Consider the following 20,874-nt stretch of genomic DNA (forward strand, 5'->3'; position numbering starts at 1 on the left):
ACCGCACGCCTCTCCGTCGGATGCGCGGCGATGGGTACGGCCCCTCAGCGATCGCAGCCGGCGATCGCCGCCGTGCCCTACACGCCCTTTTCAGCGAGGAGGGCCATGAACTCCGCCGGGGTTGAAATCCCCAACAGCCGCTCCGGAACGTCCGGCTCCTTGCTGAACTGCGCAATCTTGCCCAGGACCGGGAGGTACTGGTTGGACACCTCCAGCGGCGGTGCCACGATGAGGAAGCAGAACTTGACGGGCTTGTCGTCGATGGCCTTGAAGTCGAGCCCCGACGCCTTGCGCCCGAACGCGACGCGCAGGCGATTCACCACCAGCGAGCGGCAATGCGGGATCGCGATGTTGCGGCCGATACCCGTCGAGCCAAGGTTCTCTCGACGCTTCAGCATCTTGAAGAGCATGGCCTCCGACTTTTCGTCGATCTTCAGGAGGCCGATCAGTTCCTTCAGGACGTCGTCCTTGGACGAGCCCTCGAGCTCCAACTTGATCGCATCCTCAGAGAAAAACTCGCGAAGTTCCATGTGCTGAAGAGGGGTGGCTGGGCAAGGTACCGGTGCGGTAGACGCGTGTCAAACCCTTGTGTTGCAGCGATTTCCGGGCACGACTAGGTTCCGAGGCATGCGGCTCCCGTACCCAACCCCCGACCACATCCCGTTGATCCTGGCCCCGATGGCCGGTGTCTCGGAGTCGCCGTTCCGGCGGTTGTGCCGACAGTTCGGTGCTGACGTCGTGGTCACGGAGTTCCTCTCTGCCGAGGGGATTCGTCGGGAGAACCCGGCGACGGTGGCCAAGTTGCGGTTTGGAGCCGATGAACGAACCATCGGCGTCCAGATATTCGGCGCTGATCCCGTTGCCATGCACGACGCGGCTGCGCTCGTCACCGACGTGTTCCAGCCTGATTTCATCGACATCAACTTCGGCTGTCCGGTCAAGAAGGTCGTGCGCCGCAATGGGGGCAGCGGATGCCTCCGCGACCTGGGGCTCGTGCAGGACGTGATACGCGCGGTGCGATCCGGCACCCACCTGCCGGTAACGGTCAAGGTCCGCAGCGGGTGGAGTGAGGAGATGCGTGATCCAGTCACCATCGGCCTCCGGTGCCAGGACGCTGGCGCGAGCGCGTTGACCCTGCACCCGCGCACGCGCACCCAGATGTACACCGGACACGCGCGGTGGGAGGAGATTGCCGCGGTGAAGGCGGCGCTGTCCATCCCGGTGATCGGCAATGGCGACATCAAGACTCCCGAGGACGTGGTGCGCATGCGCCAGTTGACGAACTGCGATGCGGTTATGATCGCGCGCGGATCGTTTGGTCAACCGTGGATCTTCCCCCAGGCGCGCGCACTGCTGGATGGAACTCCCGTGCCCCCGACTCCGGGGGTCGAACAGCGGTTCGCGATCGCCCTCGATCACGCGCGGCTGGTCCAGTCCTATGAGCACGACCCGGAAGGCGCCGCCGTGGAGTTCCGGAAGCACCTCGGTTGGTACGTGAAGGGCCTCCCCAATTCGGCTTACCTGCGCAAGCGCCTGCACGCCGTGAATTCCTTTTCCGAGGTAGAGGGGATCTTCGGAGAATACCTCGCGACCGGGCTCCATCTGGAGCGTTCGGACGTGAGCACCGACCTGACCCCGGTCGAGGCGTGACGCCCGAGCAGGCGCGCGCCCTCCTGGGGCAGGTCGCGTCCGGTGCCGCCTCGGTGGACGACGTGTTGGCAGCGTTTGTACAGGCGCCGCTGGAGTCCACGGACTTCGCGACCATCGATCACCATCGGACACTGCGCCAGGGATTCCCGGAGGTCATTTACGGGGCAGGGAAGACCATCGAGCAGGTGATCGGCATCAGCGAGCGCCTGCTCGCCCGGGGACAGGGGGTGCTCCTCACCAGGGCAAGTGGCGAGATGCAGGATCAGTTGTGCCAACGGTTCCCCGGAGCCATCGCGCATCCCGTCGCACGGACCGTCCGCATCCCGGGAGCGAACGCTCCCACACCATTGCCCGGGCCCGTCATGATCGTCACGGCCGGGACGAGCGACCTCCCCGTGGCCGACGAAGCCGATGAGACCGCGGCGGCGTTAGGCATGGCCGTGCTGCGCGTCACTGATGTCGGGGTCGCCGGGATTCATCGACTCCTCGCCCGCTCGGCCGAGCTGCGAAGTGCACGTGCGGTGATTGTGGTCGCGGGGATGGACGGCGCCCTGCCGTCGGTGGTGGGAGGACTGGTGGCGTGCCCGGTCATCGCGGTCCCCACGAGTGTCGGGTATGGGGCCGCCTTCGGGGGGGTGGCTCCCTTGCTGACCGCGCTGAACTCCTGCTCCGCTGGCGTCGTCGTCGTGAACATCGACAACGGCTTCGGGGCCGCGATGGCTGCAGCCCGTATCCTCAGCGCGGACGTCCGCGCGCCTAGCGCGTAAGGGTGGCTATGGCCCGCAGCCAGATGCGGTGGCCGCCATACGCATGGAAGGCTGGCCAGCGGGTTGAGGCTGGATCACCGACCGCCGAGGATCGTCGTCGTAGCGCCCGCTGCACCCCTTCTGGAATGGCGCGACGCAGCGTGGGTATCAGCGGCGGAAGACTGTAGCGGAGTCGGCTCACGCGCTCCCAGGGGGGACCGGCCGTTTCCAGGAAGCGGAGGTCAAACCCGGCACGCCCAAGGAGGCCGCGGAGCTCCGGAGCGCCAAAGAAGGTGAGGTGCGGCTCGTCGTGACGCGGTGCCCACGGACTGTCATCCCATGAGAGGAGGGTATCCGCTGGGACATGGGGAACCTCGACGGAGAGGAGCCCCCCTGCGGTCATGTGCTTCCCGAGCAGCCGGAGCACGCCTACCGGGTCGCGAAGGTGCTCCAGCACGTGGGAGAGGACCACGACGTCGAACGGACCTACCCCCGAGACCACCTCGGCGAGGGGACGATCGTGAACTGCAACCCCGATCCCGCGCAGGTGGGCCACGCAGGGTTCGGACAGTTCCTGGGCGTGCAGCTCGGCCCCGGGGAATCGGGATCCAAGGCGGTGCAGGATGTGCCCAAAGCCGGCACCAACATCGAGGATCCGCTGGGGCGACCGATCCCCGAGGTGCTTCACCAGCAGGTCCGCGACCGCCTCACCGCGGTTGAAGAAGAACAGGTTGTCCCGGGGGAAGTTCGCGAGATCCGCCGCATTTCCCCCGTAACGCCCCCCGCTTCGGTAGTCCCTGGTGTAGTACCTGGTCAGCTCGTCTTCGGAAGGAACAGGGGAGAGTTGCACCAGGGAGCATGCTGCACAGCGCGCAATATCGCCGTTGAATAACCGCCGCCCAGCCGGTGACTCCGAACGATAGGGACGGAGCCGGGCCAGATCGGCGCTACCGCATGCAAGACAGGTCCGGGATGGTGTCATGTGTACCATGAGGACGAACGTCGCAAGTCGTTCGTCAACAACAACTTCGCGGTGTCTGCTGAACCAGCATCGCGCATGGTGCCGTTGACATGGCGTCGGCCTGCGCTACTCTTCCTACTGTCCATGATCAATCCGGGGGCGACTTGGCTTCGACGGGGTCGGTGACGCTGTAGCTGCGTGCCCAGGTGCTGGGTCCTGGTAAAACCCTCGGCAAACCTACAACTGCCAACACTGAAATGGCCCTGGCTGCGTAACTCTTCGGAGTTGCTGTAAGCCTTGCTCCTGATGAAGCCTGCCCGAGGCGGCGTTAGGAGTATCGGAATATCGGGATAGTCTGTCGTCGCGCCTCTTGGCGACGGGCGAAACTTTAGGAGGCTTGTGCAGGAATGGGCTGCCCACTGGCCAGTTTCTGCAGACATCAACCGGTGGGCTACGCACGTAGGGGCTGTGGTTGATCTTGTCTCGGACCGGGGTTCGAATCCCCGCGCCTCCACTCTGAACCCCACTCGTGAACCTTGCGAGTGGGGTTCTTTGCTTTGCACCGTCTGGATACCTCAATGGCATCATCGTTCCGCGCGCCCAATACGCCGGTCTATCGCGCCTCCACCGTCCTCTTCGACTCGATCGCACACCTCGAGGAGGTGCACCGGGCCAACCGCGCGGGCGATCCCGATCCGAAGATGTACGGCACCTTCGGGACGCCCACCACCGACGCACTCCGGGACGCGGTGCTCGCCGCGGAAGGGGGCGCGGGTGTCGTCTTCGCTCCCAGTGGGCTCGGCGCTGTGGCCGTCGCCCTGTTGACCGTCGCGCGAACCGGAGCACACCTGCTGGTCCCCGACTCCGTGTACGGACCGACCCGTGAACTCTGCGACAAGACCCTTAGCCGCCTTGGCGTGGAGACGGAGTACTACGATCCGATGGTTGGCGCAGAGATCGTGCAGCTGTTGCGGGCATCCACCTGCGCCGTGCTCCAGGAAAGCCCGGGAAGCTACACCTTCGAGGTGCAGGATGTCCCCGCCATCTCCCGCGCCATCCGGAGCAGCGGTCACCCCGCCGCCATTCTCATGGACAATGCGTGGGGCTCGCCGGGGCTCTTCCGCCCCCTCGACCACGGTGTGGATATCTCGATCATCCCCCTCACCAAGTACTGGGGCGGACACGCCGATCTCCTTTTGGGGGCAGTGGTTGCGAGCGCGACTTCATGGAGTGCGTTACGGGATACCGCCGTCGCGTTAGGCAGCTGCACCAATGGGGACGAGGCCTACCTCGCGACGCGCGGTGCACGCTCTGTGGAAATTCGCCTCCGCCAGCACGAGCGCTCCGGGCTCGCCGTCGCGAAGTGGCTGCAGGGACAGCGGCGCGTTGGTCAGGTCCTTCACGTGGCGTTCCCGGACTGTCCGGGGCACGACGTCTGGCGAAGGGACTACAACGGATCGAACGGGCTATTCGCGTTCATGCTGCTCACGCCGGCGGGCACGGCGGCAACGAAGGACGAAGTTGCGGTATTCGTCGATCGCCTCGTACAGACCGGCGCCTTTGGCCTCGGGTACTCGTGGGGTGGGTTTGAGAGCCTCGTGATGCCAGCGGTGCTCCCGGGCGGCGCCAACATCACCCGGACGGTGTCCACGGCGTCGCTGGAGAACCTCGTTCGGCTGCACATCGGGCTTGAGCCCGTCGAGCGCCTCGTGGCGGCACTCGAGTTCGCGCTGGGCTCGGCCCTTATTCCTTGAGCCGCTTCGATTTCTTCAGGTAGCGGGCAATGCCCCACCCGAGAACGACGCCGCCGATGGCTACCCAGTAGACCAACGGTCGCGGCTCCGTCGACGTGAGAAGGGCGTACCGCCGATCCTTGAGCAGGAGGAGCACGGCGGAGCCGGCCATCCAGTAGGCGGCACTCCCGTATTCCTTCAGCACCACGCGCCGCCAATTGAAGGTCATCCCGGAGGTCGCAGTGGCGAGCCCCCCGAGACGCACCCACCAGCGAGGTACCCGGGCGCAGTAGGCCGCGAACTCGCTCCCATACTGTCGACCGAGATAGGCCTCTTCGGCCGCGACGATCGCGCGGTATCCCAGGAGGAAGAACGGGGCGCCGAAGAGGTACATCCACGGGCTGTTCCAGATAACGAAGAGCCCCGCGAGGATCAGGATATTTCCGACGTACAGCGGATTGCGCGACAGGGCGAAGAACCCGGTGGACACCAGGCCCTCGGCGTAGACCTCGCGATTACGCCCGCCACGGACGATGTACCGATACCCGATGACCGCCACACGAAGCAGCTGCCCGGCGAGGGCAATGGCCACGCCGGCAATGTCAACCAGGCGAGACCTCGGTACGTCGCCGCCCATGGTGCCCATCGGGGTCATCACGAGGAGCCCCACGAGGACCACGGGAAAGACCGCATCGCGGGTCTTGAACAGGAAGTTCCCGTACCGGACGAGCCAGGCAGGACTCCAGGGCAGTGCAGGGACCTGGCTCGCGTTCACTTGACGGCGATCATCCCCGAGAAGTTGTACCAGCGGAACCAGGTCTGGAACTTCGTGAACCCGCACTTCCTGCAGAGCGCCTCATTCTCGGCGAGGTGATACGGAATGAGCACGTTCTCGAGGGCTTCACGCTTCTGGGAGATCTCGAGATCGGAGTACCCGTGCCGGCGCTTCATGTCGTAGTAGTACTTGATGAAGAGGCGGTTGAAGAGGGTGTCGTCCTCGGTGAGCTTCTCGACCAGGATGAGGCATCCCTGTGGGTTCATTCCTTCGGCGATCGTCCGGATGAGGCGTTCGCGATGGAGGGGGCGCACGAACTGCAGGGTGAGCGTGAGGATCACGACCGAGGCATTCTCGATGGTGATCTCCTCGTGGAGGTCGCCGAGCACCAGCGTGCGGCGCCGCGCGCTCGGGAGCGCATCGAGTTTGCTCTGCGCCTTGGCGAGCATCTCCGCCGAGTTGTCGATACCCACGAAGTGCACGTCCGGGTGCACCACGGGCTCGCACGCGATGAGCGTCGTCGCAGTCGCACACCCAAGGTCGTACAGATTGGTCCCCGGAACCGCAAAGTCCGCGGCCAACTCGGTGGTCATGCGCTGGATCTCATGGTAGAACGGGACGGAACGCCCCACCATGTCGTCAAACACGCCGGCGGTGCGTGAGTCGAACTTGAAGTCCGTCGCCTGCTGGGGTGCGGCGAACACCTTGTCCGGTGGGACGTGCTCCACGGCCCCAACGGGCATCGCGCCGGCCACGGCATCGGGGTTGGTCATGGAATCGCCTCCTGCGACTTGCGCGCAATCGTGATGAGCAGCCGAAAGACCTGGCGAACCTCAGCGTCCGGGATACCCGCTTGGCGGGCGTACTCAGCGGCGGTTTCCATGACCCGAGCCTCCCGGACCGGATCGAGGAGGGGAAGGCCCGCGACTCGCTTGGCGCGTCCCGCTTCTGCCGCAAGTTTGGCGCGATGCACGACGAGTTCCACGATCTGGCGATCGACCTGCTCGATTTCTTCGCGCAGCCGCGCGAGCTCCCGCACGGCCTCCTGGGGGGTGCTCACGAGGCAGGCTCCGTGTGCGGGGCAACCGGAATGGGTGCTGGGGCCACCAGGTACCGTCCGGCCGCCTGCACGAAGGGAGCGAGCCCGCGCATGAGCGCGTCGAACTCCGCGAGACTCAGCGACTGGTCGGCGTCAGACAGTGCCTCCGGTGGGCGGGGGTGCACCTCAACGATGAGGCCGTCGGCGCCCGCCGCAATGGCCGCATTGGACAGTGCCGCCACGATGTCGGTCCGTCCGGCGGCATGGCTCGGATCCACGATCACCGGCAGGTGCGTTTCCCGCTTGAGCACCGGGATCGCGGCCACGTCGAACGTGTTGCGCGTCTCCGTATCAAACGAACGAATGCCGCGCTCACACAGGATCACATCCATATTGCCCTGGGTCATGATGTGCTCCGCGGCCATGACCAGCTCGGCGATGGTGGCTGCAAACCCCCGCTTGAGCAGGACGGGCTTGCGCGTCCGGCCGACCTCGGACAACAGGGCATAGTTGTGCATGTTGCGGGCGCCGATCTGCAGGATGTCCGCGTACATCGCGACCGTATCCACCAGCCGGGTGTCGATGACCTCGGTCACGACCGGCATCCCGGTCTCGGCCCGGACGGTCGCCAGCATCTCGAGCGCGTCGACGCCGAGTCCGGAGAATGTGTAGGGAGAGGTTCGCGGCTTGAAGGCGCCCCCTCGCAGGAATGCGGCGCCGGCGGCGCGGACGGAGGTCGCCGTCTGGCTCAACATTCCGTAACTCTCCACTGAGCATGGCCCGGCGATGATCGCAATCCCAGGCCCGCCAATCGTCAGGCTGGTGTCAGGAACCGTGATGACGGTCGGGCCTGCAGAGGCGCCCAGACCTGCGAGGGGATACGGCCGCTTTCGAGGTGCGCTCACGTCGGGGGGAGCAAGATGGTGTCGGGCGGCGCGACGCTATCCCCGCGACCGCCTCACCGTCAAGCGCCAGAGCCTCACGACGTCAGCGCCGCCTGGGCCGCGGCCAATCGTGCGATAGGTACCCGGAACGGCGAGCAGGAAACATAGTCGAGGCCCGCCGAGTGGCAGAAGGCGATCGATCGAGGCTCGCCGCCATGCTCACCGCAAATTCCCGTCTTGAGTCCGGGGCGGGCACCGCGCCCGTCGTCCACCGCCATCCGGATGAGCTTACCGACTCCCACGACATCGAGGACCTGGAAGGGATCCTCCGGCAGCAGGCCGCGCTCCACGTAGCCCGGCAAGAAGCGGCCGGCGTCGTCCCTGCTCAGACCGAGCGTGGTCTGCGTCAGGTCGTTGGTCCCGAACGAGAAGAATTCGGCCGTTCGGGCGATCTCCGCCGCGGTCAGCGCCGCGCGTGGCAGCTCGATCATGGTACCGATCTGGTAGGGGATGTCGTATCCCATCGCACGGACCACCTGGGTGTGGCACTCCTCAAGAATGGCCCGCTGGTGCACGAACTCCTTCTCGGTGGCGACCAGGGGAACCATGATCTCGACCTGAACGTCGAGCCCGCGTCGACTCGCGCGGACCGCGGCCTCAAAAATTGCCCGCCCCTGCATCTCCGTGATCTCCGGGTAGGTGATCCCGAGGCGGCAGCCGCGGTGGCCCAACATGGGGTTGGATTCCCGGAGTCCTTCGACAATCCTCGTCAGCTCTTCGCGCGTCAGCCGGAGCTGGCGAGCCAGCAACTTGCTTTCCTCGCCACCGTGGGGGAGGAACTCATGGAGCGGCGGGTCCAGTAGCCGGATGTTGACCGGATACCCGCTCATGGCCTCGAAGATCGCCTCGAAGTCTCCGCGCTGCATCGGCTGCAACTTGGCCAGGGCCCGACGGCGACCGCCCTCATCGCGCGCGACGATCATCTCGCGCATCGCGTGGATCCGGTCGCCTTCGAAGAACATGTGCTCGGTGCGGCACAGCCCGATCCCCTCCGCTCCAAACGCCCGCGCGACGCGCGCATCGCGCGGCGTGTCGGCGTTCGCGCGCACCTTGAGGCGACGTACGCCGTCCGCCCATTGCAGGACCTGGGCGAAAGCCTGGTGCAGGGGTGCCTCGGCCGCCGCCAGTTGTCCTTGGGTGACGCGCACGACCTCCGAGGGGACTGTAGGGAGGTCTCCCGGGAAGACACGACCCGTCGCGCCGTCGAGGGTGATCCAGTCTCCCTCGCGCACTGTGGTGGTGCCGACGGTGAACTCCCGACGCGTGGTGTCCACCTCAACCTCCTTGCATCCCACCACCGCGCACTTGCCCATCCCGCGGGCCACGACCGCCGCGTGACTCGTCATCCCACCGCGCGAGGTGAGGACCGCACGTGCGGCGACGATACCGTGGAAGTCCTCTGGTGTCGTTTCCTCGCGCACGAGAATCACGGCTTCACCCCGTGCGGCACGGGACTCTGCGACGTCGGGGTCAAACACCACAATGCCGGCCGCCGCGCCAGGGCTCGCGGGGAGCCCGGTGGCGATGGGGACCGCGCGGGCTGATGGATCAATCACGGGGTGCAGCAGCTGGTCCAGCTGTGACGCGTTCACGCGCTGGATGGCGTCCCGCGTCGTGATCAAGCCCTCCGCCACCATGTCACGGGCAATCCGGAGCGACGCCGCCGCGGTCCGCTTTCCCGTGCGGGTCTGGAGGAGGTACAACGTGCCCCGTTCCACGGTGAACTCCAGGTCCTGCATGTCGCGAAAATGGCGCTCCAACACCTCCTGGATACGGAGCAACTCCGCATAGGCGGCGGGAAGGCGCGTCGCCATTTCATCAATGTGGAGCGGGGTACGAATGCCGGCCACGACATCCTCGCCCTGTGCATTGACCAGGAACTCACCATAGAACCGGCGCTCTCCCGTGGAGGGATCGCGCGTGAATGCGACCCCCGTCCCGCTGTCATCGCCCATGTTGCCGAAGACCATCGCGACGATGTTGACGGCAGTTCCCAGCGTCTCGGCGATGCCATTCACGCGACGGTAGTCGACGGCCTTCTTGAGCGTCCAGGACTTCCACACCGCCTCGATGGCTCCCCAAAGCTGAAGTCGCGGGTCCATCGGGAAGTCGGCGCCCGTCTCGTGGCGAATCAGTGCCTTGTACTCTTCGACGAGATTCCGGAGGGCCTCCTCGGACAGCTCCGCGTCTGTGGCCACGCCTGCCGTCATCCGCTTGGCCTTAAGCAGGTGCTCGAACTGCTGGGCGGGGACTCCGAGCACTACATCGCCATACATCTGGAGGAAGCGGCGGTACGAATCAAACGCGAACCGCGCATTGCCACTCAGTGTCGCGAGCCCCTGAACGGTTCGGTCATTCAGGCCGAGGTTGAGGATCGTCTCCATCATCCCCGGCATGCTGACCGGGCCGCCGGAGCGGACCGACACCAGCAGCGGGTTGGCCGCATCGCCAAAGCCACGACCGGTCACCTCTTCCAGTCGGGCGAGGTGTTCCGCCACCTCGGCCTCGAGTCCATCGGGCCGCCGACCCGCCTCGAGGTAGGTGAGGCAGGTGGAGCAGGCGAGGGTGAACCCGGGGGGCACCGGGACACCGATGTTTGTCATTTCCGCGAGATTCGCCCCCTTGCCGCCAAGGATGGCCTTCATCTCGCGGGTGCCCGCGGCCCTGCCGTTGCCAAAGAAGTAGACCAACTGCGTCATGGAGCGCCTCGATGTCGTCCCAGGGTCCTTGGCGGACCCGATGTCGGGTCCGGAGCAGGTCCAGCGGTTGCCTACATGTCCTTTCCTGCCCGGTGCAGATCGACGAGTGGGGCAGCGGTGGGATACGCACCCGAGAAGCAGGCGTGGCAAAATCCGTGCGGGCCCCCGGGTACCGCGTTGAGCATCCCGTCCAGCGAGAGGTACCCCAGGGAATCCACGCCAATGGCGGCGGCGATCTGGTCCAGGGAGTGCGTCGCGGCGATCAGCTCCTCGCGATTGGGGGTGTCGATCCCGTAGTAACACGGTCCGGTAATCGGCGGCGAGGACACCCGCATGTGCACCTCCCGGGCCCCCGCTGAGCGGACGAGCGCAACCAGCCCCCGCGTCGTGGTGCCTCGGACGATGGAGTCATCCACCATGACCACGCTGCGCCCCTGCAGGACCTCCTTCACCGCGTTGTACTTCACCTTCACCTTGGCATCCCGCCCCGCCTGTGTCGGCTGAATGAAGGTTCGCCCAACGTAGTGGTTGCGGATCAGGGCGAGTTCCAGCGGCAGGCCGGACGCTTCCGCGTATCCCAGGGCCGCAGCATTGGACGAGTCCGGGACGGCGAACACGAGTTCGGCCTCGGGGGCCGGCGACTCGGCCGCCAGCCTTCGACCGAGCGCCCGTCGCGCACGGTCCACCGAACCACTGAACACGTAGCTGTCCGGTCGGGCAAAATACACGTGTTCGAACACACATCGTGTCAGGGGACGCTGGGTCGGGAGCTGCAGGGATCGAAAGCCCCGGCTGTCCATGGCGATGATTTCGCCGGGGGCGACCTCGCAATGCAGGGAAGCCCCGACGATGTCGAGGGCACAGGTCTCGGACGCCACGACCCACCCGTCGCCCAATCGACCAACAACCAACGGCCGAAAGCCACGCGGGTCGCGGGCCGCCAGCAGGGTCTCGCCGATCAGCACGGTCAGGCAATATGCGCCCTCGATGCCATCCAGCGCGTCCGCCAGCATGTGCTCAGGCGCGGCGCTGTGGGTGCGCGCCAGGCGATGGACAATGACCTCCGAGTCCATCGTACTCGCGAAGATCGACCCTGAATTCTCCAGGGTGCCGCGAATCTCCGTGGCGTTGGTCAGGTTGCCATTATGTGCCAGGGCGATGTGCCCGCCCTTGAATCGCGCCAGCACGGGCTGCGCGTTTTCGAGCGCCGATGACCCGGCCGTGCTGTATCGCGTGTGCCCGATCGCCATGTGGCCTGGCAGGGCCTCCATCTCGCGGGCGGTCAACCCATCCGACACGAGCCCCATGCGCCGCGTGCCGCGAGCGACCGACTCCCCATCGACCGCCACGATGCCTGCGGACTCCTGGCCACGGTGTTGCAGCGAGTACAAGCCCAGGTGCGTGATGGTTGCCGCGTCGGGCCGTCCGTACACCCCAAAGATTCCGCACATGGTTAGCGCATGCTCCCGGCGACTGCCGCATCGTCTGACGACACGGCCACCCGCGCCATGAGGTTGGGTATGCTGTCATGGTATGCGGTGGCGAGCCGTGCGATCGGCGCGACATGCCGAGCCCCAGCCACCTGGACGACCGCATCCGCCCCAAGTGCCCCGACGGTCCCGAGCACGGTGGCCGGAAGGCCGCGCTGCGCGGCCACCTGCAGGAGCGCCTGCGGGTCCGGTGTGGAGACCACCACGCGCCCCTGGGCCTCACCGAACAGCAGGGCCCGCGTCGGAAGGCTATACGCGGACAGATCCACCGTGAACCCGTGCGGTGCCTCGGCGTTCATCATCGCACTCTCCGCGAGTGCGACCGCGAGCCCTCCATCGCTGCAATCGTGCGCCGATCGCACCACCCCCGCGCCGATCGCGGAAAGCAGGACGTCCACCAGGAGCCGCTCGCGCTCCAGGTCGCACCGAGGCGGCGCGCCGGCGGTGAGGCCGTGGATGCGGGAGAGGTACTCGCTCGCCCCCAGTTCATCGGTCGGCTCTCCCAGCAAGACGATCGCGTCGCCGGCAACACGGAACGCGCCGCCGACGCACTGCTCCACCTGGTCGATCAGCCCGACCATCCCGATCGTCGGGGTGGGGAACACCGCGCGGCCCGGGCTCTCATTGTAGAACGAGACGTTGCCACCGGTGACCGGGGTGCCCAGCGCGGTACACGCGTCGCCCATGCCGCCGACGGCCTCCCGGAACTGGAAGAAGATCTCTGGACGCTTGGGGTTCCCGAAGTTGAGGCAGTTGGTGATGGCCATTGGCCGCGCGCCGGTGCACGCGACATTGCGCGCGGCCTCGGCCACGGCGATCCGGCCCCCCGTCCTGGGCTCCAGATACACGTAGCGTCCGTTGCAGTCCGTCTTGAGGGCGATGGCCTTCGTCGTCCCGGGAATGCGGACCACGGCAGCGTCCCCGTGGCCTGGCCCGACCACGGTCTGCCCACGCACGGTGGAGTCGTACTGCCGATGGATCCACGTCTTGCTGGCGATGGTTGGGCTCGCCAGCAGTTCCGTGAGGGTCCAGAACGGGTCGGCCTCCTCCGGGCGCGCGGGAATCGCGTGCACATTGATCGCGCGGAGGGCCTGCACCTCGTCCCCCTCGCGCGCATCGGGATGATAGACCGGACAATCGGTCACGAGTCGTGAGCCGGGGAACTCCGCCACCACCTGCGCGCCTTCCGTGACGCGATACACCGGCTCGGCGATGACCTCTCCAATCACCTCGGCCACGAGGTCCCACTTCTCCAGGATGGCACGGACGTCGTCCTCATGCCCCCGGCGCGCCACCACCAGCATCCGTTCTTGCGACTCCGACAGGAGGATCTCATACGGGGTCATCCCGGGCTCGCGCACGGGCACCTTGGTGGTGTCGATGGTGACGCCAACGTCGCCGCGTTCCGCCATCTCTGCCGATGAGGACGTCAGTCCCGCGGCCCCCATGTCCTGGATCGCCACGATGTGCCCGCTTGTGATCAGTTCCAGGCACGCCTCGAGCAGCAGCTTCTCGGTGAACGGATCGCCGACCTGCACCTGCGGACGCTTGGCTTCCGGGGCCTCGGTGAGATCCTCGGAGGCGAACGCTGCGCCGTGGATGCCATCACGACCGGTGCGTGCGCCGACGGCGATGACCGGGTTCCCCACGCCCTGCGCCTTCGCCCGGATCAGGTCGGATTCCTTGAGCAGGCCGACACACATCGCATTCACGAGGGGATTACCCTCGTACGAGGGATCAAACACGACCTCGCCCGCCACGGTTGGGATGCCTACGCAGTTGCCGTAGTCCCCGATGCCCTTGACCACTCCGGCCACGAGCCAACGCACGCGAGGGCTCTCCAACGATCCGAAGCGCAACGAATTGAGCAGCGCAATCGGCCGTGCGCCCATCGTGAAGACGTCGCGGAGGATGCCGCCGACCCCGGTGGCTGCGCCCTGGTACGGTTCGACCGCGCTGGGGTGGTTGTGGGACTCGATCTTGAACGCGACGGCCAGCCCATCCCCGATGGAGATGACCCCGGCGTTTTCCCCCGGGCCCTGCAGGACGTGCGGGGCCTTGGTGGGCAGGGTCCTGAGGATGGGCCGCGAGTGCTTGTATGAGCAGTGTTCGCTCCACAATGCGCTGATGATCCCGACCTCGGTCAGGGTCGGCGTCCGGCCGAGCATCGCGACCAACCGGTCATACTCATCCGGGGTCAGGCCATGGTCGGCAACGAGGGCCGGAGTGATCGCCGGATCGCCGGGGCGAGGGGTGGCTCCCATCTACTTCAGCCCGAAGAGCGATCGGATGAAGCCGCGCACGGCGCTCTGGTCGACGTGCTCCAGCATCTCCATCTCGCCCTTGTCGAGCCACAACCCGCCACACTCGGCGCAGCGGTCGAGCTTCATGTGGTGGAAGTCCACTTCCTGCAGGTCTGCGCCGCACTTGGGGCACTTCATAAAGTGCGATCGACGCTCGGCGCGCGCACGTTCGGCATCGAGGCGGGCGCGCTGTTCCTTGATGAGTTCCGCGTCCTGCTTGACGAAGTATTCGTCCTCAGCGCGGGTCGGCTTTGAATCAGGCATGGGGGATGGCGTGGTGAAATTCGTGAGCGTCGGTGCCGGTCGATCAGGCGCCGACGTGGGCAAGGAGCGAGGTAAAGATGCCGAGGCCGTCGGTCGACCCCAGCATCGGGTCGATCGCATTCTCGGGATGTGGCATCAATCCCATCACGTTTCCGTTCGTGTTGATGATGCCGGCGATGTGGTCCAGGGAGCCGTTGGGGTTGGCGTCCTCGGTGGGCAGGCCGTGGCGGTCCGTGTACCGAAAGACCACCTGGCCCGCGTCCTCGAGGGCACGCAGGCCGTCCGGATCGATGGCGAAACGTCCATCCCCATGGGCGATGGGCACGCGCAGGAGCTGCCCGGCACGGTACTGGTTGGTGAAACGCGTGGTAGCATTCTCCACCCGCAGTGTGACCGGCATGCTGCGGAACTGCAGGGAGGCATTGCGCATCAGCGCGCCGGGCAGCAGATGTGCTTCACACAGGATCTGGAAGCCATTGCAGATGCCAATGACTGGCCCTCCGCCCCGGGCGAACGCGACGACCTCCTGCATGATCGGGCTGAACCGGGCAATCGCGCCCGCGCGCAAGTAGTCGCCATACGAGAACCCGCCCGGCAGGATGACGACGTCAGCGCCCTGAAGGTCGTGGTCCTTGTGCCACAAGCGCACGGCGGTGGCGCCGAGGGGACCCGTCACCGCGTCCCACGCATCACCATCGCGGTTGGTGCCCGGAAAGAGGACGATGCCGAACTTCATGCGGGCTGCACCCCGGCGATTTCGTAGTCTTCGGTGACCGGATTGGCGAGGAGCTTGTCACACATGGTGCGCACACCAGCGGATGCCTCGGCCTCGGAGGGCGCGTCGACCTCCAACACGAGGTGTCGCCCCACGTGGGCGTCAACAACCGACCCAAAGCCGAGGGTGTGCAGGGCGTCGCGCACCGCCTTGCCTTGCGGATCGAGAATCCCCTTGCGCGGAACAACGTGGACGGCAACGCGAAAGCGAGGCATTCAGACGGTAGGTGAAGAGGGTGGTGTGAGAGGGGCGTCCGCGTCCGGTCGGCGGCGGCGACGACGCCGCCGGCGCCGTTCGTCCACCTCACCGTCTTCGTCGGGCAGGTCGAGTTCTTCCGCGGGCAGGCGGCCAAGCAGGCCAAATAGTACCGTGCGCCCAAGGCCATACAACACGTAGCCCATCAGCGCAGGAAAGAAGAACTGCTTGGGCAGGAAGATGACCCCGATGATCGTCGCCAGCACCAGGAGGCTGCCGAGAATTTCCTTGACGGTGCGGTACCCCACCGTCGGGACTGCCGCGTAGGACACGTTGCTGATCATCAAGAAGCCGAGCCCGAGCATGATGTACCGCAGCATCACGTGCCACGGCAGGTCCGCGATCATGGTCTGCGTGTACAACGGGGTCTGCGAGAACCAATAGTATGTCGCCAGCGTCGTCCCCGCCGCCGGACTCGGCAGGCCCCTGAAGTGCGACTTCTTGCGGCCCGCCTGCTCCACGTTGAACCGCGCGAGGCGGATCACGGCGCACATGGCGAACAGGAACGTGAAGAGCCAGTCCCAACCTTGTTGGTTGAGGACGGCGAAGTACATGATCAATCCCGGGGCGAGCCCGAAGGAGATCGCGTCCACCAGGGAGTCCAGTTCCTCGCCAAAGCGACTGCCGGTCTGCGTCGCGCGGGCAATGCGACCGTCGAGGGCATCACAGACCGCCCCAAAAACGACATAGGCACCGGCGCGGGAGTAGTCCCCGCGCGACGCGGCCACGATCGCAAACACGCCAAGGAACAGGTTGGCGAGGGTGAAGCCATTCGGGAGCAGGACGACCGTGCGTCGCAGGGGCGGCGGGCGCCTCATCCGGGCCCCCGCAGGCGCGCGATGACGCTGGTTCCCGCTGTGGTATGCTCACCGACCTTCACGGTGATGTCGGTTCCGGGCGGGAGGAAGACGTCGACGCGCGACCCAAATCGGATGAGGCCGAGCTTCTCCGCCTGCTCCACGGCATCCCCCTCACGCGAGTAGGTCACGATGCGTCGCGCAATCAGGCCGGCAATCTGTCGCACGAGCAGGCGTCCCCTGGGATGCTCAATCCCAACGGACATCTGCTCATTCTCGAGCGACGCCTTGTCGACGGCGGCATTGAGGAACTTGCCGGGATTGTAGTGGACGTACCGCACGGTTCCGGTAATCGGGTACCGGTTCACGTGCACGTTGAACACGTTCATGAAGATGCTGACGCGAATCGCGCGGCCGTGGAGGAAGGCAGGCTCATCGACCTCGCTGACCTGGATCACGCGGCCATCGGCGGGCGCGATCACCAGGTCGTCGCCGCGAGGGCCCGTGCGCTCCGGGTCCCGGAAGAAGTAGATGACCCACAGGGTCAGCAACGTGAACACGAAGGCCAACACCCATAGCGGCCACGATCGCCGGCCGGCTGCGGCCATGTAGGTCGCCGCCGTGATGGCCGCCGCGATGTAAATGAAGATCAGGCCTTCGCGCGCAATGCTCATGACTCGCGGCTGGTGTCGAGGGGGGCGCCGGTGAGGCGTCGAAAGGCATCGAGGTACCGCAGGCTGGTCGCCGCGACCACCTCGGGTGGCAACGGCGGTGGAGGGGCTTCGCCGTTCCACCGCCCGGCGGCGCGTTCCACGTCGAGATAGTCGCGCAAGGGCTGCTTGTCGAAGCTCGGTTGGCTTCGCCCGGGTGCATACAGGTCGGCGGGCCAGAACCGGGAGCTGTCCGGCGTCATCACTTCGTCAATGAGCAGGATCTGCCCGCCCGCCAGGCCGAACTCAAACTTCGTGTCGGCGAGAATGATCCCTCTCGGCTCGGCGACACGACTACCCAAGGCATAGATCTCCCGAGCATGGCGTTCCAGCTCGGCGGCGACGGCATCGCCGACCACCGCCCTCACCTGGGCTCGCGTGATGTTCTCATCATGGCCGGTCTCCGCCTTGGTGGCGGGGGAGAAAATCGGCGGGTCCAACCGATCGCTCTCCCGCAGCCCGACGCGGAGCGGCTCACCCGCCAGTGTGCCGTGTTCACGGTATTCCTTCCATGCTGATCCGCTGAGATATCCCCGGACGACGCACTCGATGGGGAACACCTCGGTCCGCCGGCAGAGCATCGCGCGACCAGACAGCAGCGCGTGGTGGGGTCGCAGGGCGGGGACCTCTCGCACGATATCGGTGGCGTTCGCGGTCAGCATGTGGTGCGGGACGATGCCGTCGAGTCGGCCCAGCCACCAGGCGGTCAGCTGGGTGAGCACGGCGCCCTTGAACGGCACCGCCTCGGCCATGACCACGTCGAAAGCTGACACCCGGTCGGTCGCGACGATCAACAGGCGATTTGCATCCACCTCGTAGACGTCGCGTACCTTGCCGCGTCGCACGAGCGGCAAGGGCAGGGCAGTTGAGGCAATGGTCATACACGGACCTCCTCACGCGAGGTGCCCGGCACCATCCCGACGAGTGCCGGCGCGACTTCTTCGGCGAGGAAGTCGTCCACCTGCTGCGCCGCGCGACCGGTGTACCGCGCAGGGTCCAGCGCCTGGTGCATCTCCCCGACCGGGACCGAAAACTCCGGATCGGACGCGAGGCGCTCAAGCATGTCGTTCGGTCGCCCCTCGTCCTTCATCGCCCGTGCCGCCGCGATGGAATGTCGACGGATCACCTCATGGGCATCCTGCCGACTCATCCCGGCGCGCACCGCTCGCACGATCAACTCCTCGGTGGCCATGAACGGGAGCTCCTCGCGAACCCGCGACTCGATCCGGGCGGGGTGGACCTCCAGGCCACTCGTGATATTCACGAGGAGGACCAGGATCGCATCCGTGGCAAGGAACATCTCGGGGATCACCAGGCGCCGATTGGCCGAATCGTCCAGCGTGCGCTCGAAGTATTGGATCGCGTGGGTCTGGTTGGCGTTGACCTCGAGCGACCCGACAAACCGGGCGAGCGAGTTGATGCGCTCGCTCCGCATGGGGTTGCGCTTGTAGGCCATCGCCGACGAGCCCACCTGCTCCTTCTCGAACGGTTCCTCGATCTCCCCAAAGGCCTGTAGCATCCGGAGGTCAGAGGCCACCTTGGCCGCGCTGGCGGCGATGCCGCCCACCACGGCGAGCACCTGCGCGTCCAACTTGCGCGAATAGGTCTGGCCGGTGACCGGGAGCGGACGAGCAAATCCCAACGCCGCCGTCACCCGCCGGTCGAGCGCGCGCACCTTGTCGTGATCCCCATCGAGGATCTGCAGGAACGACGCCTGGGTCCCAGTGGTGCCCTTCACGCCACGGAACGGCAGGGTGGCGACGCGGTGGTCCAGCTCGGCGAGGTCGAGCAGGATGTCCTGCATCCAGAGCGTCGCCCGCTTGCCTACCGTGGTGAGCTGCGCGGGTTGCAGGTGGGTGTAACCGAGCGTGGGCAGCGCGCGCCACGTCGTGGCGAAGTCCCGCAACTGGGCCAGCACCTGCTGCAGCTTGGTGCGCAACAGCTGCAGTCCTTCGCGCATGAGGACGAGTTCCGCATTGTCCGTGACAAAGCACGACGTCGCCCCATAGTGAATGAACCCCCGGGCCGCCGGTGCGACGTCGCCGAAGGCGTGGATGTGCGCCATCACGTCATGGCGAAAGCGCTTCTCGTACGCCGCCACGGCGTCAAAATCGATGTCGTCCAGGTGGTCGCGCATCTGGTCGATCGCGGCCGGCGGTATCGCGACGCCGAGCGCCGTCTGCTCCTCCGCGAGGGTCAACCACAGGCGCCGCCACAAACCGTAGCGCCGCTGCGGCGACCAGAGTGCGAGCATGGCGGCCGAGGCATACCGCTGCGCGAGCGGAGAAGAATAGATGTCCGTCCCTGCGTTCACCGGCGAATCTCGAAGTCTCGGGTATGAATGAAGCCGTTCCGCTCGAACGCCATGCGTATGGGCTGGCGTCCCCCATAGGTCTCGAACGCCTGGGAGACATCTGACGCCGTGCGAATCACCGCACGATTGATTTGCACGATGAGGTCACCCGACTGGATGCCGATCTCCTCGCGAATCCGATCCGAGACCTCGACCACCACGGCACCCTGCGCACTCCGGTAGCTGCGTTCCGCGCGAATCTGCGGCGTGAGGGTGGTGAGCTGCAGCTCGCGGAGCACCGTAACGCGCGGTGCGCTGACCTCCGGGAGGTCGGCCACGGTGACGGTGACCGGTCGCTCCCGAGTGCCGCTTCGGATCGTGAGCGCGACCGTTTCGCCGACGCGCATGTCGAGCCGCTCGGTCTCCCATTCGAAAACGTTCCGAACCCTCTTGCCCCTGACGGCCACGATTTCGTCGCCCGCCTCAAGCCCGGCGCGCGCCGCGGGCGACCCCGGAACGACGCTTTGCAACACGACGCCAGCCGTCACCACGTCCCGGGGATTGTTTCCTCGCGGCGTGAGCAGCTTCTCACCGATCCATGGTCGGCGCACCTTGCCATGCTCCAGCAAGTCATCGACGATCCGACGTGCCCGGTTGATCGGGATGGCGAAGCCGAGACCGATGGAGCCACCGCTGGGCGTGTAGATGGAGGAGTTGACCCCAATCACCTCTCCGGTGGCGGTCACCAGCGGTCCGCCAGAGTTTCCCGGATTGATCGAGGCATCAGTCTGGATCATCCCGAGATAGACGCCATTCCCCTCACTTCGACCGAGCAGGTTCCGCCCGGTCGCGCTGATGACCCCAGTCGTCACCGCAGGCTCCGTGTTCCCGAGGACGAAGCCGAACGGGTTGCCGATCGCAATGGCCCACTCGCCCATGATGAGCTGGTCACTGTTCCCGAGTTGAGCGACGGGAAGGTTGCGCGCGTCGACCTTGATCACCGCCAGGTCGTTGGTCTCGTCGGCCCCGAGGAGGCGCGCGGGATAGGTGGTCCCGTCGCGGAGCATGACGGAGATCTTCGAGGCGCCGCTGATCACGTGTTCGTTGGTGACGATCACGCCGTCGGCGCGGATGATGAACCCGCTACCGATCCCCGATTGGGTCTGCTGCCCGGATCGCCCACCAAAGAACTGCTCGAAGACGTCAACGGGCACGCGCTCGACGGTCTCGGTCTGCACCGTGACCACGGCTGGGGCAATACGCGTGACGGCTTCGGTGATGGCGGTGCGCCGGGAGGTATTCAGCTGTTCGGTCACCGCAGCGCGGGGCAGCGTGTCGGCCGCGACAGCGGGAGGGGTGGCGCGAGCGGTCCCTTCACAGGCCGCGCCAAGCGCAAGAGCGACGGAGGCGAGGAGGTCCTTCATGCGAAGCGGCACGAGC

The 20,874-nt window shown here is 66.3% G+C and carries 20 protein-coding genes and 1 other RNA gene; 4 read left to right on the forward strand and 17 right to left on the reverse strand.

Going from position 1 to position 20,874, the window contains the following annotated elements:
• Positions 1-77 precede the first annotated feature (77 nt).
• Positions 78-530, reverse strand: coding sequence for a PTS sugar transporter subunit IIA (locus IPK85_17480; protein ID MBK8249170.1), 453 nt, complete (start codon positions 528-530; stop codon positions 78-80).
• Between the two features lie 97 nt (positions 531-627).
• Between IPK85_17480 and dusB the strand changes: the two genes are divergently transcribed.
• Together dusB and larB are read left to right on the forward strand one after the other, a co-directional pair.
• Complete coding sequence (gene dusB / locus IPK85_17485) at positions 628-1,650, forward strand: tRNA dihydrouridine synthase DusB (protein MBK8249171.1); 1,023 nt, start codon at positions 628-630, stop codon at positions 1,648-1,650.
• Entirely contained in the window at positions 1,647-2,417 is a 771-nt protein-coding gene (larB, locus tag IPK85_17490; GenBank protein MBK8249172.1) for a nickel pincer cofactor biosynthesis protein LarB, read from the forward strand. The genes dusB and larB overlap by 4 nt, the downstream gene beginning before the upstream one ends.
• Here the strand turns inward: larB and IPK85_17495 are convergent.
• A complete protein-coding gene (locus IPK85_17495) occupies positions 2,407-3,246 on the reverse strand; it encodes a class I SAM-dependent methyltransferase (GenBank protein MBK8249173.1) in 840 nt (279 codons plus the stop codon). The two genes, larB and IPK85_17495, sit on opposite strands and share 11 nt — an antisense overlap.
• 266 nt (positions 3,247-3,512) lie before the next feature.
• On the opposite strand from IPK85_17495, the gene ssrA reads away from it, so the two are divergent.
• Positions 3,513-3,874, forward strand: a transfer-messenger RNA (tmRNA) gene (ssrA, locus tag IPK85_17500).
• Positions 3,875-3,935: 61 nt separating this feature from the next.
• Positions 3,936-5,111 (forward strand): cystathionine beta-lyase, encoded by a 1,176-nt coding sequence (gene metC, locus IPK85_17505; protein ID MBK8249174.1) that lies wholly within the window; start codon positions 3,936-3,938, stop codon positions 5,109-5,111.
• On the opposite strand, the gene IPK85_17510 is transcribed toward metC, so the two are convergent.
• The 15 genes from IPK85_17510 to IPK85_17580 all read right to left on the reverse strand — a co-directional run bounded on the left by IPK85_17510 (position 5,101) and on the right by IPK85_17580 (position 20,858).
• On the reverse strand, positions 5,101-5,865 hold the full coding sequence (locus IPK85_17510) for an isoprenylcysteine carboxylmethyltransferase family protein (GenBank protein ID MBK8249175.1): 765 nt from the start codon (positions 5,863-5,865) through the stop codon (positions 5,101-5,103). The two genes, metC and IPK85_17510, sit on opposite strands and share 11 nt — an antisense overlap.
• Positions 5,862-6,638, reverse strand: coding sequence for a carboxy-S-adenosyl-L-methionine synthase CmoA (cmoA, locus tag IPK85_17515; protein MBK8249176.1), 777 nt, complete (start codon positions 6,636-6,638; stop codon positions 5,862-5,864). Before cmoA ends, IPK85_17510 begins: the two co-directional genes overlap by 4 nt.
• Entirely contained in the window at positions 6,635-6,925 is a 291-nt protein-coding gene (locus IPK85_17520) for a chorismate mutase (protein ID MBK8249177.1), read from the reverse strand. The genes cmoA and IPK85_17520 overlap by 4 nt, the downstream gene beginning before the upstream one ends.
• Positions 6,922-7,809 (reverse strand): 3-deoxy-7-phosphoheptulonate synthase, encoded by an 888-nt coding sequence (gene aroF / locus IPK85_17525; GenBank protein MBK8249178.1) that lies wholly within the window; start codon positions 7,807-7,809, stop codon positions 6,922-6,924. The genes IPK85_17520 and aroF overlap by 4 nt, the downstream gene beginning before the upstream one ends.
• 74 nt (positions 7,810-7,883) lie before the next feature.
• Positions 7,884-10,547 (reverse strand): pyruvate, phosphate dikinase, encoded by a 2,664-nt coding sequence (locus IPK85_17530; GenBank protein ID MBK8249179.1) that lies wholly within the window; start codon positions 10,545-10,547, stop codon positions 7,884-7,886.
• A gap of 71 nt (positions 10,548-10,618) precedes the next feature.
• Entirely contained in the window at positions 10,619-11,998 is a 1,380-nt protein-coding gene (locus tag IPK85_17535) for an amidophosphoribosyltransferase (protein ID MBK8249180.1), read from the reverse strand.
• Positions 11,999-12,000: 2 nt separating this feature from the next.
• Entirely contained in the window at positions 12,001-14,301 is a 2,301-nt protein-coding gene (gene purL, locus IPK85_17540; GenBank protein MBK8249181.1) for a phosphoribosylformylglycinamidine synthase subunit PurL, read from the reverse strand.
• Entirely contained in the window at positions 14,302-14,604 is a 303-nt protein-coding gene (locus IPK85_17545) for a zf-TFIIB domain-containing protein (protein MBK8249182.1), read from the reverse strand. It abuts the gene before it with no gap.
• A 43-nt stretch (positions 14,605-14,647) separates the two neighbouring features.
• A complete protein-coding gene (gene purQ / locus IPK85_17550) occupies positions 14,648-15,340 on the reverse strand; it encodes a phosphoribosylformylglycinamidine synthase subunit PurQ (GenBank protein ID MBK8249183.1) in 693 nt (230 codons plus the stop codon).
• The gene (gene purS, locus IPK85_17555) at positions 15,337-15,594 is read right to left on the reverse strand and encodes a phosphoribosylformylglycinamidine synthase subunit PurS (GenBank protein MBK8249184.1); all 258 of its coding nucleotides are present in this window, start codon (positions 15,592-15,594) and stop codon (positions 15,337-15,339) included. The genes purQ and purS overlap by 4 nt, the downstream gene beginning before the upstream one ends.
• Positions 15,595-16,452 (reverse strand): CDP-diacylglycerol--serine O-phosphatidyltransferase, encoded by an 858-nt coding sequence (gene pssA, locus IPK85_17560; GenBank protein ID MBK8249185.1) that lies wholly within the window; start codon positions 16,450-16,452, stop codon positions 15,595-15,597.
• A complete protein-coding gene (locus IPK85_17565; protein ID MBK8249186.1) occupies positions 16,449-17,105 on the reverse strand; it encodes a phosphatidylserine decarboxylase family protein in 657 nt (218 codons plus the stop codon). Before IPK85_17565 ends, pssA begins: the two co-directional genes overlap by 4 nt.
• Positions 17,102-18,022, reverse strand: coding sequence for a phosphoribosylaminoimidazolesuccinocarboxamide synthase (locus IPK85_17570; protein MBK8249187.1), 921 nt, complete (start codon positions 18,020-18,022; stop codon positions 17,102-17,104). Before IPK85_17570 ends, IPK85_17565 begins: the two co-directional genes overlap by 4 nt.
• Positions 18,019-19,455: an adenylosuccinate lyase gene (locus IPK85_17575; protein ID MBK8249188.1), complete on the reverse strand. Its 1,437-nt coding sequence runs from the start codon at positions 19,453-19,455 to the stop codon at positions 18,019-18,021. Before IPK85_17575 ends, IPK85_17570 begins: the two co-directional genes overlap by 4 nt.
• On the reverse strand, positions 19,452-20,858 hold the full coding sequence (locus tag IPK85_17580; GenBank protein MBK8249189.1) for a trypsin-like peptidase domain-containing protein: 1,407 nt from the start codon (positions 20,856-20,858) through the stop codon (positions 19,452-19,454). Before IPK85_17580 ends, IPK85_17575 begins: the two co-directional genes overlap by 4 nt.
• Positions 20,859-20,874: the final 16 nt, after the last annotated feature.

This window comes from Gemmatimonadota bacterium (genome assembly GCA_016712265.1).
Lineage (GTDB): Bacteria > Gemmatimonadota > Gemmatimonadetes > Gemmatimonadales > Gemmatimonadaceae > RBC101.

Coding starts and splice junctions, on each gene's coding strand:
- IPK85_17480 (MBK8249170.1), bottom strand. CDS start 530: ATGGAACTTCGCGAGTTTTTCTCTGAGGATGCGATCAAGTTGGAGCTC.
- dusB (MBK8249171.1), top strand. CDS start 628: ATGCGGCTCCCGTACCCAACCCCCGACCACATCCCGTTGATCCTGGCC.
- metC (MBK8249174.1), top strand. CDS start 3,936: ATGGCATCATCGTTCCGCGCGCCCAATACGCCGGTCTATCGCGCCTCC.
- cmoA (MBK8249176.1), bottom strand. CDS start 6,638: ATGACCAACCCCGATGCCGTGGCCGGCGCGATGCCCGTTGGGGCCGTG.
- IPK85_17530 (MBK8249179.1), bottom strand. CDS start 10,547: ATGACGCAGTTGGTCTACTTCTTTGGCAACGGCAGGGCCGCGGGCACC.
- IPK85_17535 (MBK8249180.1), bottom strand. CDS start 11,998: ATGTGCGGAATCTTTGGGGTGTACGGACGGCCCGACGCGGCAACCATC.
- purL (MBK8249181.1), bottom strand. CDS start 14,301: ATGGGAGCCACCCCTCGCCCCGGCGATCCGGCGATCACTCCGGCCCTC.
- IPK85_17545 (MBK8249182.1), bottom strand. CDS start 14,604: ATGCCTGATTCAAAGCCGACCCGCGCTGAGGACGAATACTTCGTCAAG.
- purQ (MBK8249183.1), bottom strand. CDS start 15,340: ATGAAGTTCGGCATCGTCCTCTTTCCGGGCACCAACCGCGATGGTGAT.
- purS (MBK8249184.1), bottom strand. CDS start 15,594: ATGCCTCGCTTTCGCGTTGCCGTCCACGTTGTTCCGCGCAAGGGGATT.
- pssA (MBK8249185.1), bottom strand. CDS start 16,452: ATGAGGCGCCCGCCGCCCCTGCGACGCACGGTCGTCCTGCTCCCGAAT.
- IPK85_17565 (MBK8249186.1), bottom strand. CDS start 17,105: ATGAGCATTGCGCGCGAAGGCCTGATCTTCATTTACATCGCGGCGGCC.
- IPK85_17570 (MBK8249187.1), bottom strand. CDS start 18,022: ATGACCATTGCCTCAACTGCCCTGCCCTTGCCGCTCGTGCGACGCGGC.
- IPK85_17580 (MBK8249189.1), bottom strand. CDS start 20,858: ATGAAGGACCTCCTCGCCTCCGTCGCTCTTGCGCTTGGCGCGGCCTGT.